Origin of the sequence: Sphingobacterium sp. UDSM-2020, from assembly GCF_016132525.1 — a bacterium.
GTDB classification, from domain to species: Bacteria; Bacteroidota; Bacteroidia; order Sphingobacteriales; family Sphingobacteriaceae; genus Sphingobacterium; species Sphingobacterium anhuiense.
In genome coordinates, this window is the sequence record NZ_CP066166.1 from 3,612,970 (window position 1) to 3,628,645 (window position 15,676).

General features: G+C 37.8%; 12 protein-coding genes. 8 read left to right on the top strand and 4 right to left on the bottom strand.

What is annotated here, in order from left to right; genetic code table 11:
• The first annotated feature begins 105 nt into the window (after window positions 1-105).
• From JAZ75_RS15160 to JAZ75_RS15195, 8 genes are all read left to right on the top strand, one after another.
• Window positions 106-3,399, top strand: coding sequence for a SusC/RagA family TonB-linked outer membrane protein (locus JAZ75_RS15160; RefSeq protein ID WP_208696432.1), 3,294 nt, complete (start codon window positions 106-108; stop codon window positions 3,397-3,399).
• An 11-nt stretch (window positions 3,400-3,410) separates the two neighbouring features.
• The gene (locus JAZ75_RS15165) at window positions 3,411-5,285 is read left to right on the top strand and encodes a RagB/SusD family nutrient uptake outer membrane protein (protein ID WP_208696434.1); all 1,875 of its coding nucleotides are present in this window, start codon (window positions 3,411-3,413) and stop codon (window positions 5,283-5,285) included.
• A 25-nt stretch (window positions 5,286-5,310) separates the two neighbouring features.
• Window positions 5,311-5,778, top strand: coding sequence for a DUF5018-related domain-containing protein (locus JAZ75_RS15170; RefSeq protein WP_208696435.1), 468 nt, complete (start codon window positions 5,311-5,313; stop codon window positions 5,776-5,778).
• Window positions 5,779-5,805: 27 nt separating this feature from the next.
• Entirely contained in the window at window positions 5,806-7,203 is a 1,398-nt protein-coding gene (locus JAZ75_RS15175; protein ID WP_208696437.1) for a Gfo/Idh/MocA family protein, read from the top strand.
• 108 nt (window positions 7,204-7,311) lie between these two features.
• The gene (locus tag JAZ75_RS15180) at window positions 7,312-9,129 is read left to right on the top strand and encodes a right-handed parallel beta-helix repeat-containing protein (protein WP_208696439.1); all 1,818 of its coding nucleotides are present in this window, start codon (window positions 7,312-7,314) and stop codon (window positions 9,127-9,129) included.
• Window positions 9,130-9,137: 8 nt separating this feature from the next.
• Entirely contained in the window at window positions 9,138-10,259 is a 1,122-nt protein-coding gene (locus tag JAZ75_RS15185; protein ID WP_208696441.1) for an acyltransferase family protein, read from the top strand.
• A 701-nt stretch (window positions 10,260-10,960) separates the two neighbouring features.
• The gene (locus JAZ75_RS15190; RefSeq protein ID WP_208696443.1) at window positions 10,961-11,521 is read left to right on the top strand and encodes a hypothetical protein; all 561 of its coding nucleotides are present in this window, start codon (window positions 10,961-10,963) and stop codon (window positions 11,519-11,521) included.
• Between the two features lie 7 nt (window positions 11,522-11,528).
• Window positions 11,529-12,404, top strand: coding sequence for a thiol-activated cytolysin family protein (locus JAZ75_RS15195; protein WP_208696445.1), 876 nt, complete (start codon window positions 11,529-11,531; stop codon window positions 12,402-12,404).
• Here the strand turns inward: JAZ75_RS15195 and JAZ75_RS15200 are convergent.
• From JAZ75_RS15200 to JAZ75_RS15215, 4 genes are all read right to left on the bottom strand, one after another.
• Complete coding sequence (locus JAZ75_RS15200; protein ID WP_232789213.1) at window positions 12,401-13,072, bottom strand: formylglycine-generating enzyme family protein; 672 nt, start codon at window positions 13,070-13,072, stop codon at window positions 12,401-12,403. The two genes, JAZ75_RS15195 and JAZ75_RS15200, sit on opposite strands and share 4 nt — an antisense overlap.
• A 126-nt stretch (window positions 13,073-13,198) precedes the next feature.
• Window positions 13,199-13,807, bottom strand: a complete 609-nt coding sequence (locus tag JAZ75_RS15205; RefSeq protein ID WP_208696447.1) for a hypothetical protein — start codon at window positions 13,805-13,807, stop codon at window positions 13,199-13,201.
• A gap of 294 nt (window positions 13,808-14,101) precedes the next feature.
• Window positions 14,102-14,908, bottom strand: coding sequence for an AraC family transcriptional regulator (locus JAZ75_RS15210; protein WP_208696449.1), 807 nt, complete (start codon window positions 14,906-14,908; stop codon window positions 14,102-14,104).
• A 297-nt stretch (window positions 14,909-15,205) separates the two neighbouring features.
• Window positions 15,206-15,658 (bottom strand): GNAT family N-acetyltransferase, encoded by a 453-nt coding sequence (locus tag JAZ75_RS15215; RefSeq protein WP_208696451.1) that lies wholly within the window; start codon window positions 15,656-15,658, stop codon window positions 15,206-15,208.
• Window positions 15,659-15,676 lie beyond the last annotated feature (18 nt).

A 15,676-nucleotide genomic window follows, 5' to 3' on the forward strand; every position in this document is an offset into this window, starting at 1 on the left:
TAACCTTACAAAAGTATGAATTTAAAAATTCTATACAAGAAATTGTATTATGTGGTCTATTGCCTAAAATTTAAGCATAGACCAATTATGTATGACTTACTGATTATGAAATTAATCGCCATGTTAACACTTTTGGGAACTTTAACCTCTTATGGAGCTGCGTATTCCCAAAAAATAAATCTACATCTGAAAAATGCGCCATTAGCAGAAGTTCTGGAACAAATTAAACAGCAGTCAAATCATGATATTTTTTATAATGTTGATTTTATAGAATCTGTTGGTACTGTTGATGCTGATTTTAGAAATGTAAACTTAGAGGAAGCACTTAATGTGTTAAAAAATAGATATGCCATTTCTTATAAAATCAAGAACGGTATGATCTATTTGTTACCACAGAAAGATTTATCTGTACAGAAAGTGACCGTAAAAGGTAAAATCGTCAATGAAGAAGGAGAGCCGATAGCCGGTGCTACGGTACTTGAAAAGGGAACCTTAAATGGTACGACAACAGACGAAAATGGCTTTTTTACATTGACGGACTGTAAACCAAATGCGACCATTGTAATTAAATATATAGGTTTTTTCACCCAAGAGGTGAAAGCTGGTCAAAATGAATTATTGATTAATATGGTTCGCGATGTCGCGGCTTTGGATGAGGTTATCGTGGTTGGTTATGGTAATAGTAACCGTAAGAATATCAACAGTTCTATCAGTACCTTAGATATCGATAATGTCGCTAAATTACCGGTTCAGTCTATCAATGATGGTATTGCAGGTCGTATACAGGGTGTTATAGTGACCAGTAGTTCGGGTGCTCCAGGAGCTAAAAGCTCGGTCTCTATTCGTGGTGCGGGTACGCCGCTGTATGTAATCGATAATGTGATTCGTTCTGCTAATGATTTTGTGAATATCAACCCTGGTGATATCCAAAGTTACTCGGTATTAAAAGATGCTGCCGCTACAGCGCTTTACGGTGCACAAGGTGGAAATGGCGTTATTTTGGTAACCACAAAAAAGGGTAGGGATGGGCAGATGGATATCAACTATACGTTTAATGAAACGATTTCTCAACCGACTATTTTTCCTGAAAAATTGAGTTCTTATGAGAATTTGAAAACGATCAATGATGTATACAATTTTGAGGGTTTACAGATACCTACTCCAGAAAATATTCTGGAATTTTACAGAACACAGGAAAAGCCATTTGAGTATCCAAATACCGACTGGAGAAAAGTTGGAATGAAGGATTTTGCTTCCGAACAGCGACACGATTTGTCTGTCACTTCTGGAACTGAAAAATTGACTTATTTTGCTTCGGGATCTTACTATAATCAAAACAGTAACCTGCGGACAGATAATAACCATAATAAGCGTATTACCTATCGTTTGAATACGGTGAGTAACTTTAAGGAGGTGAACTTGAAAGTGACTACGGGATTGGATGGTTACGTAGAAGACAATATACTTCCGAGTTCGTCTACGGCTTCTTCTTATGGCGCATTCTTTCAGCACATTCAGCAAAGAAAATCTTCACAGCTTGCCTATAATGAATTTGGACTTCCTTCGGCAAATACAACGGACAATCCTGCGGTAGAACTATCAGACCAGTCGGGATATTATAAGTCCAATTCGAGGATTTTTAATGGTATTCTTTCCTTAGAATATACAGCTCCTTTTTTAGAAGGATTGACCTTGAAGGCCAATGGAAACTATAACATGTGGAATTCAAAAAATAAATCATGGAACTTGACTGCTCCCTCTTATGCGAATGGCAGTAAAACACCCATATTGGGAAATCCACCGAATCTAACCGCAACGCGTGGTGATGGAAGTACACTGTTATTACAGGGTTATTTGCTTTATAACCGACAGTTTGGTAAGCATAATGTGGATTTTACTGGAGTATATGAACAGGCTAAAAATTTAGGCAGCTCGGTATCGGCAACACGTCAGCAATATCAAATATTGTTTGATCAATTTGTGGCAGGACCTACAGTAAACCAACTGGCCAGTGGTTCGGAATCTGAAAGTGGACGTGCGGGTTATGTGGGGCGTTTATCTTACAATTATGATGCTAAGTATTTCGTAGATGCATCCTTGCGTTATGATGGGCTGGATCTTTTTCCAAAACAAAAACAATGGGGTACATTTTATGCCTTTTCAGGTGGTTATGCCTTGTCTGAAGAAAATTATTTTAAAGAGCTGAAAGAGCGTAATGTCTTGAATTATTTGAAGATAAGAGGTTCTTATGGTCTGGTAGGTAGTGCAGAAGGAATTACGCCGTTTTCATATGTACCAGGATACTCCATCAATGCAAATACATGGGTGGTCAATGACCGACCGGTGCAGGGAACTTCTGAGCCGGGGAGCCTTCCAAGTACGATGTTTTCTTGGTATAGTATCCGCGAACGAAATATCGGATTGGATTTCAGTTCACTTAATAGTCGTTTAAGTGGTTCATTTGATTATTTCTATAAACGTACCACTGGGTATGTGGTAGCAGATACACGTTATGCTGCCACCTTAGGTATTGGGCTTCCTCCAATAAACTTTGATCCGGGAGCGATGCGTAGACATGGAGCGGAGTTTAATCTGACCTGGAATGACAAGAAAGGTGATTTTTCATATAAACTAGGTGTTAACTTTACTTATTTCAACCAACTGTGGGAACGTAATCCCGGAGAGGATGATGCAGCGCTTAAAAATCCATATACAAGGGAATCCGGAACGCTTAATCTGGGGGTTGCAACGGGATATACCAGTCAAGGGTTTTATCAGGATAATGCAGATTTATTGTATGGTGCCCGACGGATCAGTTCGATCAATGTGATTGCCGGTGATTTGCGCTACCAAGATTTTAACGGCGATGGTAAAATTGATGGCAATGATCAGACCCGTATCGGTAATGCCTCATTCCCTAGAATCAATTATGGTACAACAATCGATCTTGGATATAAAGCTTGGTCACTGTCTGCAGTAATAATGGGTTCTGGTAACAGGGATCGCTATTTAGGTGGAATAATGCAGGGCAGTAATCCTGATAATATGCTTATTTACGGATTTCAACAGGACTACTGGCGTACAGACAATACCGATGCGCTGTTCCCAAGGCAGGTATCTACCTCTGGCGTCAATGGCGGTAATAACTTTGTGAGTAGTGATTTTTGGATATTACCGTCTCGTTTTGTACGCTTAAAATATTTTCAATTGGGCTATGACCTAAAATCACAGTTGCTGAAGAATACAAAATTTAAACAATTCCGGGTTTTTGCGAGTGGTACCAATCTGCTGACCATTTCGAATACGAAGAAATATTTTGTGGATCCGGAATCGGATCAAAATAATGAAAATTACCCGATTCAGCGTACAATTTCTATTGGTGTAAATGTTGGATTTTAAGTTTAATGTATATGAAAAATAATAAAAAGATTACCTATATATCGGCTGCTTTATTCATTTTGACTTTATCCTTAAACTCATGTAAGGATGTGCTGGATACACAGCCTTTTGATAAAGTGGGAGAGGAAGTTATTTGGACAAATCGTGCCAATGCCGAGACGTTTATTTTCGGCACTTACGGTATCATGAATAATTTTAACGGCGGTCCTGCAACGGATGCCTGGACCATGAATCTGATCAGCATGGATGGCACCTATAATGGTGCGGCAAATGTATTTACAGAACGGTTGGACCGAACGTCAGATATGGGGTTTAATAACTGGGCAAATGTACGTCGCTGTAACTTGATTATTCAGAATGTCGGTGCATCTGCAGGGATTAGCGAGGCAGATAAGAAAGAATTGATCGCGGAAGCAAAGTTTTTAAGAGCGATGTCTTATTACCATGTAGCAAGAAGAATTGGCCGGATTGTTTGGATCGATAAGGTACTGACACCAAATGATGAGCTTATGCTGCCGGCGACAAAAAATCCGACGGAATCTTATGGTTATATTATTAAAGATCTGGAAGATGCCGTTGAAGGACTTGCAACTGCAAAAATAAACGGTAGAGCTAATAAATATGTCGCGGCGGCAATGTTAACGGAGGTCTGTTTACAGGCGCTTGCTTATGAAGGTTATCCACAGGCTAATACGGTGGCACCAAACAATCCTTTATTGGCGAAAGTGATCCAATATGGTGAGATTGTGAAGTCTGGCGGATATCAATTGGAGGCCGAATACGGGGCGATGTTCAACGAAGTGAAACCGAATTCAAACGAAATTATTTTTGGGGTTTACCGTAAAGCGATCAATACAACCTGCGATGGAACACCGATGCAGGTGATGATCCCAAATCTGAATAATGATAATATCAAGTTAGCGGGGGCTACTCCATTACTAAAATCTTCTATCCGCATTTTTGAAGCCTGGGGTGATCATGGACCTTCGATGAATCTGACCGATGATTATTTAGTGATAGACGATCAAGATAAACAGAAAGCTGTGCGCTGGTATGAAACTTCGCAGTATAAAAATGCGGTGGATGAACAGGCAACAATTGCGACATCGCTGATACCAAAAGCAGCGGGTGAGTCGGAAGTGAAACGGGGGTCGATCAAGCCCGGTAAAACAGAGACCATCTGGAAAATAACGAATGCAAGTAGGGATGCTCGTTGGAATGCCAGTGTATTGAGTGACTCTTCAGCAGTTTTATATGGCGAAACATTAACAACGGATGTGAAAGGAAATGCGGGGCGCTGGATGAAATTGAACGGTCAGGCTTATTATACTTCGTTGACGAATATGTATTGGCGAAAAGGGGTGTACAATAATGTTAACCCGCGCATCTACGTCGGTGTGCCAACGGATTATCACTATGTGTCTACGCGTTTGGGACGGGTATATCTTAATATGGCCGAAGCTCACCTGTTACAGCAAAATTTACCGAAAGCGGTTGAGTTGTTGAATCAGACACGGGTTACCCATGGTCAACTGCCACCCGCGAAACTGTCAGATCTAGCCACAGCGTGGACAGATTATAAAAGGGAGCGAAGAGTGGATCTTGTTTTAGAAAATGACTACTACTGGAGTTTGTTGAGATGGGGGAGATATGGGGGCAATGCCAATCATGGTTTAGCTTCGGGTGCTACAATTCCTGAATTGACGGCCCTTCCACAGGTGATGGATATGAGTAAGGATAGAAAACATTTTTCAATTGTATCGGGAGCTTTCTTTTCGTCGAATAACGTACGTGAATTTGATGCTTCGAGAAGATATCTGTTTCCTATAGCGCAATCTTTTCTGGATCGTAATCCAAATTTTGGTCTTCAGAATCCAGGTTGGTAAGTTTTAATGATTAAAGATAATGAAAATGAAAAGAATACAGATAATAGGCTTCGCAGCTATGATCCTGGTGCTACTGAACGGTTGTCTTAAAAAGGGATTGCCGGAGTATGAAAGCTGGGATGTGAATAATATTGATAATGTTTACGTCGAATACCGCTATGAAAGTGGTAAAATATTGAATGATAAACCGGTGGTCGCTTATCAGCGACTGAATGTGCAGAAGAATGTCTTAGCAAATAGCAATACGATCGAATTGTCTATTGAGGTACCGCAAGCGTCTGGTACTTTTACGGAGGAAGTCCGCAATAAGCTGATGCAGAATTATTTGTGGATGTATATGGATATATCGACCGCCGCAAAAATTGCTCCCATAAGTGGTGCACCTAAATTAGGTGATCCGGTAGATCTAACCAAGGAATGGCAGTACCAGGTTACAGCGGCAAATGGGAATGCTAAAACATGGACAATCAGGGTCGTTTCATTTAAGAAATAATTAAGAAATACTTTTTAAAAAACGATAATGGAAACTTCTCGTAGAGATTTTATCCGCTTGGCAGGTTTGACAAGTTTAGGGATAATGGGAAATAAGTTAATGGCTAATCCCGCTGAGGAAACTTGGACTGATGCTGCGGTACAAAACTTAAAATCGCAGAGCAATATGTGTGGTTTTGCTGCGCCAAAGCTTGATGTGGTGCGCATTGGATTTATTGGCGTGGGAAATAGGGGTGCATCTGCTGTTTACCGGATTGACCATATTCAAGGTGTGGAAATTAATGCCATCTGTGATATCAGAAGAAGCTATGCTGAAAAATCTGCCAATGGAGTAAAAGGTAGTAAAAAGCCTGCGGTATACGCGGATAAGGAAGAAGCATGGAAAGAGCTCTGTGATCGACAGGACATCGATCTGGTTTATATCTGTACACCTTGGTCTTTACATGCGAAAATTGCGAATTATGCGATGAAAGCAGATAAACATGTGGCGATCGAAGTGCCTGCTGCCACGACAGTGGATGATTGTTGGGAATTGGTGGAGACATCGGAGAAATATCAAAAGCATTGCATGATGCTCGAAAACTGCTGCTATGATTTTTTTGAGCTGATGACTTTAAATATGGCTAGACAGGGGATTTTCGGAGAGATTATCCATGGTGAAGGTGCTTATATACATGATCTGCTCCATGAAAATTTTGGAAAGAACAGTTATTACGATATGTGGCGGTTAAAGGAAAATTTTAAGAATGGTAATCTTTATCCAACCCATGGGTTGGGACCGATCTGTCAGATCATGGATATCAATAGAGGTGATAAAATGGAATATTTGTCGTCCATGTCTTCAAAAGATTTCAGTATGGAACCTCTTGCTAAATCATTGGCGGCGAAAGATCCATTCTATGAGCCTTTTGCAAAACATACTTATCGTGGTAATATGAATGTGACGACTATCAAAACCTATCAAGGTCGCACAATTGTAGTGGAGCACGATGTGTCTAGCCCAAGACCGTACTCACGTATCCATCAGATTTCTGGTACAAAGGGCATTGCACAAAAATGGCCGGAACCGGAGCGGATTGCTTTTGGACATGATTGGATCTCTCCTGATGAAATGAAACGTTTGGAAGAACAATTTAGACCTGAAATCGTACAGAAAGTGGGGGAGATGGCAAAAAAAATAGGTGGACATGGCGGTATGGATATGATGATGGATTGGCGGTTAATTGATTGTCTGCGTAATGGTTTACCGCTCGATCAAGACGTTTATGATGCTGCGTTATGGAGTGCAATTGCACCATTAAGTGAGCAATCGGTTAAAAAGCGCTCTAACTCAATTGATGTACCTGATTTTACAAGAGGAAAATGGAAAACCAATCTTAAAATGGAACTGACATTAAAAGGTGGTGGTACCACATCATTTAAATAAGTCGGACGCTTGTATGGCGCAATAATATGTAGTGATCGTATCCTTGGCCTATGACCAAGGATACGTTTTTTTTAATGGATTTGTTTTAATTTAAATAGGCTTAATGATATGAAAACAAGTTATTTATTGCTGGTGATTACGCTATTTTTCAATAATGTACTCCAAGCACAAAAGAAGATCGACGTAACCGAATATGGTGCTATACCTAATAGTTTCTCGGATGCGACATCTGCAGTACGTAAGGCTATAGAGGCTGCTCGCAATGAAACGAGTTCGGTGATTAATTTTCCGGAAGGGAGATATGATTTTTGGCCAGATCAAGCGGAAGAGCATGTTTACTATATTAGCAATACATCTACTGAGGAAGAATATCCGTCCAAGAAGCAACGGGCAGGTCTTTACTTAAAGGGAATGAAAAACATCACCATCGAAGGCAACAATGCTACTTTTATCTTTCATGGAAAAATGATTTCCTGGATTTTGGACAACTGTGAAAATATCCGGATTCAAAATGTTAAAATCGATTATGAGCGACCTGGTATGTCTGAACTTACTATTGTGGAGGCAACTTCTCAATATGTGATCGGAAATGTGCATCCTGATGCTAAATTTGATATTATCGATAATACCTTAGCATGGTACGGAGAAAAATGGGTGAGCAAAAACTTCCACGCAATATTGGTGGATACGGTAAAGGGTATTAATGTATACAGCAGCTGGATACCTTTTAGAAATAGTAAAGCCCAGATCATTGCACCTTTAAAAGTGAAATTCACCGGTGATTTTTCGAAGTTTAAGGGGAAATCTGGTGATATCTTAACGGTTCGGGATACTTATCGCGATTATGTGGGGGCATTGGTCTATGAGTCGAAGGATATTGCGCTGGATCATGTTTATATGCATTATATGCAGGGATTAGGTATTGTCTCGCAGTTTTCTGAAAATCTACATTACGATCATGTATATGTCGAACCTGCTATGCATAGTGGCCGCGTGATGGCTTCTTCTGCCGACGGTATGCATTTTTCTGGTTGTAAAGGGGAAGTTATCGTTGATAATTGCCGTTTTAAAGGTATGCATGATGACCCCATCAATGTGCATGGAACACATTTAAAAGTGGTTGAAATGGTATCGCCAACGGCATTGAAGCTTCGATTTATGCATGGTCAAAGTTATGGGTTTATGGCATTTCATGAAGGAGATACAGTCGGATTTGTACAGCCGGCAACGCTTCAGGTTTTTAATGATGGCATTATAAAAAAAGCTTCGCTTGTTTCTGAAAGGGAGATGCTGGTCGAATTGGATAAACCCATTTCTAAAGCTGTTCAAGTGGGTACATTTCTGGAGAATATAACGGCTACACCTGCGGTAACGATCAGAAATTCTCGTTTTGAAAGAACCAATACGAGAGGAATTCTGGTGACAACCCGTAAAAAAGTTATCATCGAAAATAATGCTTTTATAGGCATTGGTATGCACGCCATTTTAATTGAAAATGATGCATTGGGTTGGTTTGAATCTGGTCCGGTACAGGATGTTACGATTGAAAATAATTTATTTGAAAATTGCGCTTATAATTCTTATCCAGGAAATTATATCATTCAGGTCTCTCCGCAAAACAGTGCATTTTTACGTAATTATTGGGTGCATAAGAATATTAAAATAGAAAATAACCACTTCAAAGTCTATGATTATCCGGTCTTGTCGGTAAAAAGTACAGATGGATTGTTGTTTAATAATAATAAGATTGTGAGGACAAATTTTATGAAATCGGGCGACAAGCGAGCTGAAATCCAATTGATAGGCGCTAAAAATGTTACCGTTAGAAATAACGATTTTGGGGGTGCAGATGCGGTGATTGAAATTGAAAAAATGTCTAAAAAAGATGTCAAGACGGATCTGAAAGAAATAAAATCGATAAATTAAATAATGGGATGGATATGCTTTCAAATAAATCAAATCGTTTAGAATCGTTAGATGTACTTCGTGGGTTTGATCTTTTCTTACTCGTTGGTCTGCAACCTATTTTAATTGGTGTCGGACAGGTTTGGGATAATATTTATTACCATAGTTTATTGCGTCAATTTGATCATGAAATATGGATGGGGTTTCGTTTTTGGGACCTGGTTATGCCCCTGTTTTTATTTATGACAGGGATAACAATTCCGTTTTCTTTGGATAATAAAAAAGGGTTACCTACCGGGCCGATCTACCGTCATATTTTCAAACGGTTCTTAATCTTATGGATCTTAGGTATGGTGATGCAGGGGAATCTATTGTCCTGGGACTGGCAACAGTTTAAATTATATTCCAATACGTTACAGGCGATTGCGATGGGCTATGTCGTAACGGCAGTTCTATACCTGAATCTGGGGATTCGTAAGGTCGTTATGATCGCTATAGTATTACTAATCGTATATGCTATACCTTTTTTATTGGACGGGGATTATTCGGCGCAGTCGAATTTTGCGATTAAAGTGGATCGAATGCTTTTGCGCGGATTTATGGATGGTGCGTACTGGAAGAATGGAAATGCTATTTTTTCTGATCAATACGATTACAGCTGGATATGGAGCAGTTTAACTTTTTCGGTAACCGTTATGATGGGGTGTCTTGCTGGGAAGATGATGAAAATTGGGATAAAGACTAACCCGAAACGTGTTTTTTGGCATTTAGTTTTGACGGGGGTTGTTTGTCTGGCGATCGGATTATTATGGAGTTTACAGATGCCGATTATAAAACGGATCTGGACAAGTAGTATGACGCTCTTTTCTGGAGGGATCTGCTTTTTGATGATGGCTGTGTTTTACTATATTATCGACCTGAAAAAAGTTTTGAAGCCTTTCCAATGGCTGAAGATTTATGGCATGAATTCAATCGTTGCTTATTTTTTAGGGGAGATGATCAATTTTAGATCTGTCGTACATTCCTTGACTTATGGTCTAGAAAATATGCTACCAACTTATAAACAACTCATTTTGACAACAGGTAATTTTACACTTGTTTTTTTGATCTTGCTAGCATTTTACAGAGCACGCATTTTTGTTAAAATTTAAGTTTATGGCTTTCCATTGGTAGGTATTCTATAAAAATTGATGGCTCTGGAGATACAGAAGTTAGTTGTCTGACTAGTCCATTGTTAGTTGAAATCAAGGAGAAAGCAGTAGTTATTAAATCAATCACAATCTTTATTGGTACTAAAAGGGTAGCGGTATGTTATGCTTTAGTTTAAAGTCAAAAGGGCCTAATTTTCATTAGACCCTTTATCTTGACGTTTTGATGTACAGTAATTTTTTTATGTTTCTTATCGTTTCCTCTTTTTTGTTTCGTCATCCAAAAGTTTTGGGTGCATTTGGATTTAATACTGTACTACGTCGATTTATTTTCTGCTTTATAAAAAGCAGGTTTGCTATAGTTTTCAATAATAAAACAACTGTCTCTGAAAAAAGTTCATTAAAAAAAATATTTTTGATGCTTTTTTTATATAAAATAATCCTTTCGTTTATGCTGTGAAATCGCATAGAATTCATACTCCTTTATTTATTTGTAATCAGTTTAGTAGGCGGGATCTCAAGAATATTTTTCTTTTAAAAGTTACGTGTCGTTGCCATTAGAGGAATATTTGCGGCCAATTTATGAATAGTTTTTGTTAATATATGTTTTTTCCTATATTTGAGAAAATTAAAAATACTTCTTCTTGGAACATAAAGAATCAACGAATTCGATTTTGAAACTTTTGCTAACCAAATGTGATAAAATGAAATATTTGAGTATGTATTTGATGTCTTTATTTTTTGTAATGAGTGGTTGCAAAAGCAATGAAGATATATTCAAACCTGTAATAGAGCCGCCAACTACCCGTCCAGATATAAAAGTATCGTTAAGCTCTAAAAAAATTGTTGTCTTTAATCATGTAATCAGCTCGGGAGGTGTTACTCCGCTGAAAGAAAGTGAAATTGAAAATTATTTTGGTGAAAGGATCGCATTTTCAATTCCCGAATCAATTGTGTTCAAAAATGACTCCACATTCCTGGTAAAGCCTTTTGATCTTGTGGAAAAATTCAAATCAAAATGGGAGGGGGACAAGCTGTATCTTCAGCTAGGAGATAAGCAATCGTGGAAACAATTAGGAGAAAAATCGAACGAGAAAGATTTCAAATTAAACATGACGTTTTATGCGCAAAAAAAGGATCACGCACCGGCAACAAGACTTGTCCTTGGTCAGGAATATCATATGAATTTGGATAATCCTCTATTTTCTAAGACAGACCAGTTTTCAAGTTTAACCTGGTTGACGTTTGACCTCTTATATAATTAGACTTGCTATGATGAAATACCTTCCATTACATATTGTATTTTCCTTCATTGGAATGATGTTATCAATTTTTGTATTTGCACAAAATGAGAAATCTACTGTAATTACTGCAAAATCTCCTGATCAACTTTATTTGGGAGCGGTGCTGCAAGAAAGTTTAATTAATGCTAAAACTCACGATGTGTTGGATGTCATACAGGATGATATTGTTGTGAGCTTTGGAGGGATTAAGTTAAAGAGTAAAATCATCAGATCTGAAAAAGCAGCCTTTTATAATATAATTGAGGAAGCACAGCAGATTGCTAATAGCATTCCTCATAGTGAAAACAGCTTTTCCTTTAGTATAAAAGACTTGAAGAGCTATGGTGATGTTGGGCATTACTTCGGTCAGAAGATAGATTTAGCGGATTGGTTTTCAGTTTCTAATCCTATTGAAAAACCACTAACATTACTCGCCGTAAATATGGAGCGTGTGGCTTTTACTGTTGAAATGGATTTACCTGCCGAAGGTAAATTTAAAACCAATAATGCAGTGCTTGACCGCTTTAATAGCAATGATCTTATTTATGTAAATACCCTTTCTTTTGGTCGTAGGGCGATTGTTCTTGTTGAATCCAATTTAGATGCATCTCAAGTGAAAAATGGCCTATCTGCTATTTTGACAAGGAAGAAACTGTCAAATCAGGAAAAAGGTATTTTAGCCAATTGCACCTTCCGGGTAGCGTTGCTAGGTAGTCAGGATGTGATTGCTGTTGACTCTAGCAGGATATTAGAAGAGGTTCTAGATTATATCGACGCTAAAAAAGACTTTAGTAGTCATGGACTTCCGATCTCCTTTGGTGCTGCTTACCTCAGAAACAATCAAATTTTTTCTAATTCATTCTAACTATTTTTCGCAATTCTAAATCCGAGGTCGTCAATTTTAAATTTTGACGGATGACTTCTTCTACGTGTCGTTGCCATTACGCTCCTTTCTGTATCACAAAAACCGCCACCGCGGAAAATACGGTAGGATCCATAAACCTCGGTATCGTATAGATCGGAGCACCATTCCCATACATTGCCTAACATATCGTAAAGTCCCCAGGGGTTTGGGGCCTTTTGTCCTACATTTTGAGTTTTATGCTCTGAATTGTCCTTATACCATCCAATAGATTCTAATTCGCCATATCTAACTCCTGTTGTTCCTGCTTTACAGGCATACTCCCATTCTGCTTCTGTTGGTAAGCGAAATCCAGTAGCTGTTTCATCACAGGTTATTTCTTCATTTTCAGCGTTAATTTTATAATATGGTTCTAACTTGTTTAGAGAAGAGAGCTTGTTGCAAAAAATCACAGCGTCCGTGAATGTTACGGTTTCAACAGGAAGGGAGTTTCCGATATAAGTACTTGGGTTAGTATGGGTGACTTCAACATACAGTTCCTGCGTTACAGGAAATTTGAGAAGCAGAAATGGTTGAATGTTTACCGTCCACTTCTCTTTTGTTCTGTCATCGCGTAACGCAATCTGTCCACCGGGTATTTCTACCATCTGCTCCAGAAAATTTGATTTCATTGTCATGCTGCTTCTATTCAATTCGCCCCATCTATTTTTTAGGGCTTTAGACGTCGAACTTACAAAATTAATCTGTTTACCGCTGTATGTGCCCAAAAATAGTACTTTCAGGATATGCATTAAAACTTACTCAGAAGAATTGATTTCTTTAATTAATTTACCTTCGTTATTCAGGATTTTAAACAGAGGATTACCGAGGCTATCGACCGATATGATGATACGTGGTTTTTCATCTGGACCATTAATGACTAAACCTGAATTTCCATTGTCAGTCATTAAATTAATTCTATTTGTATTACCACCAATTTTACCAGATAGATCCTTATCATTGATGACAATACCTGATTTATAGTGATTGTTTTTATTACTTTGCTGCGTTAAAATTCCAATAGCATCCGCATTGTCATAGTCAAAAGCTAAAGCGTAAGTATTGGTTTCCGGATTTTTTGAAATCGCTAATCCTCCACATTCATCTCCTTTTTCATTATAAAATATGATACCTGCCGGATTCAGCGCGCGTTTGTACTTTTTTCCGAATAAAATCGGTGGCTCCATCCTTTCTTGGTTAGAAATAATCATCCTATTTACACCTTTATCATCAACGATATTGATCCGTTTGACTGTAATCTCATCAAACTTTTGATGTAATGTATTGAACGAGTAAAAAAGCATTAGAAAAGCAACCGTTACTATTCCTGCATAAAATCCGACGATTAACTGAGTTGTTTTTTTCATCTTAAATTGAATTTCGTTTTTGTTTATTTTTAGTTATCCTTAATAATTGATCTATTTTCCAGCCTAGGCTGTGTGCACAACATGGAGGCCGACAAAACAAAGAACGAAAATTGCAGTAGTGTATAATTGTAAAATATCATTTTTTATAACTGGCAGGTTAGAATAAGCGTAGGGAACATCATGGCGAGTTCGTAAGGGGGAGGGGGCATATCCATTTTAATGGAACAGTACGGAAAATGGAGGGCTACCAATCAAGATTTATTAATCTTGATGAAGTAAATTACGGATTAAAAATTATAAAAAGGATGATGGTTTTTTGCCCGTAATGGCTTTAAAATCTTTTATAAAGTGAGACTGGTCATAGTATCCTGCATTTAACCCGATTGCAGTTAAAGTCGTTTTTTTGTGATCATTTTCGAATAAATTTCTAAATCTCACGATGTTTGAAAACTGTTTTGGTGAAGTGCCAACTTGTTTTCTGAATTTTTTTTCAAATGAGTCTCTACTAATCTGCAGTTGACCTAATAGTTTTTTGATCGGAATAGCACCCTGGGAGTCAATAATTTCACGGATCGCTTCTTTAATAATGCCATCCGTATGGGCACAGAGTAATTCCACAAGCAGAAACCTTTCTATTTTTTCGACCATCAGTTCATATTCATTTTTTTTAGAGAAAATTTTATTTAAGCAGGAAATTTGAGGCCGGTTAAAAAACTCATCAAAAGGTATAAATGTCTCAAAAAACTCATTTATTGGGGTATTAATCAATGCGGATGCCATCCCGGGATTAAAGATAATGACAAATAAAGTGGTGCACTTTGAGAATTCAAAATGGAGTGAAGTCCGGGCGATCCCAAAAGCGAAAGCTTTGGGTAAACTAATCACCTCCTGATTTTTTTGCTTCATTGTGACTGCACCATTCAAAATATAGTTCAATGATACTGATGTACTGGGAAGCGTTTCTAAATTTACTAAATCAGAAGTTTCCACTATCATAAACTCTTTGACATATTCTTGAAGAAATGGGTCTGGAGTAAATCTATATTCCTTTATTTTATTAAAGTGCTCTTGTTCGAAAAAAGCTATATTTTTCTTTCCCATTTTAAGTATAGTTATGCACGTAATCCATTTGTTTTATCTACATAAATGTTTTTGTTTTCATCCAAATTCAACAATTATCTTAAATAATCAAAATATTTTTTTATGCTTTAAGTAGTGATTATTTGAATGCGGCATAGGAGTGTTCGCCAAACCAAGTTGCATATTTCATTTCAAAGATTGACTCTGGAAAGTTGGGTAATGTAAATTGATATTTCATAATTAGTTTTACTTTATGCTATATGCATAAATCAAATTGTCCGCGTTATTTTCATCAATCACATCTGGCAGTAAGATAAATCAATTCTTTTCTAGGAGTTGACGGGACTTTATATTATTTCGAACTGTCTTTGCCTCGATGTGGTTGAGCTTTAAAGTGAAAATAGCATAGTTTAAGATCAGCTTTATTGCGCTACTCATCAAACCTTTGCCCTGAAATTCTGGTAGCAGTGCATAGCCCAGCTCTGCGGAATTTTTTTCAGGATTAATTCGCCAGAGTGTAATTGTACCCGCAAATTGTTGTGTGTCTCTCGTGTTGATCGTAAAATAATGAGTTGTATCCATCCGCTCTTCTATAAGTGATTGAACTTCTTCGAGCGATTGGTTTAGATCTCGTTTCATAAATTTATTCACCTCAGGGTCTGTCCGGAGTTTATGGATATTTTTAGTATCAGTAGTGTCTATATATTTTAAATAGACATTGTTCAAAATCATGTGTTGGATTTTCTCTTTAAATTTTGTCTCAATGCTCATGTCATTAATTTTTCTGAG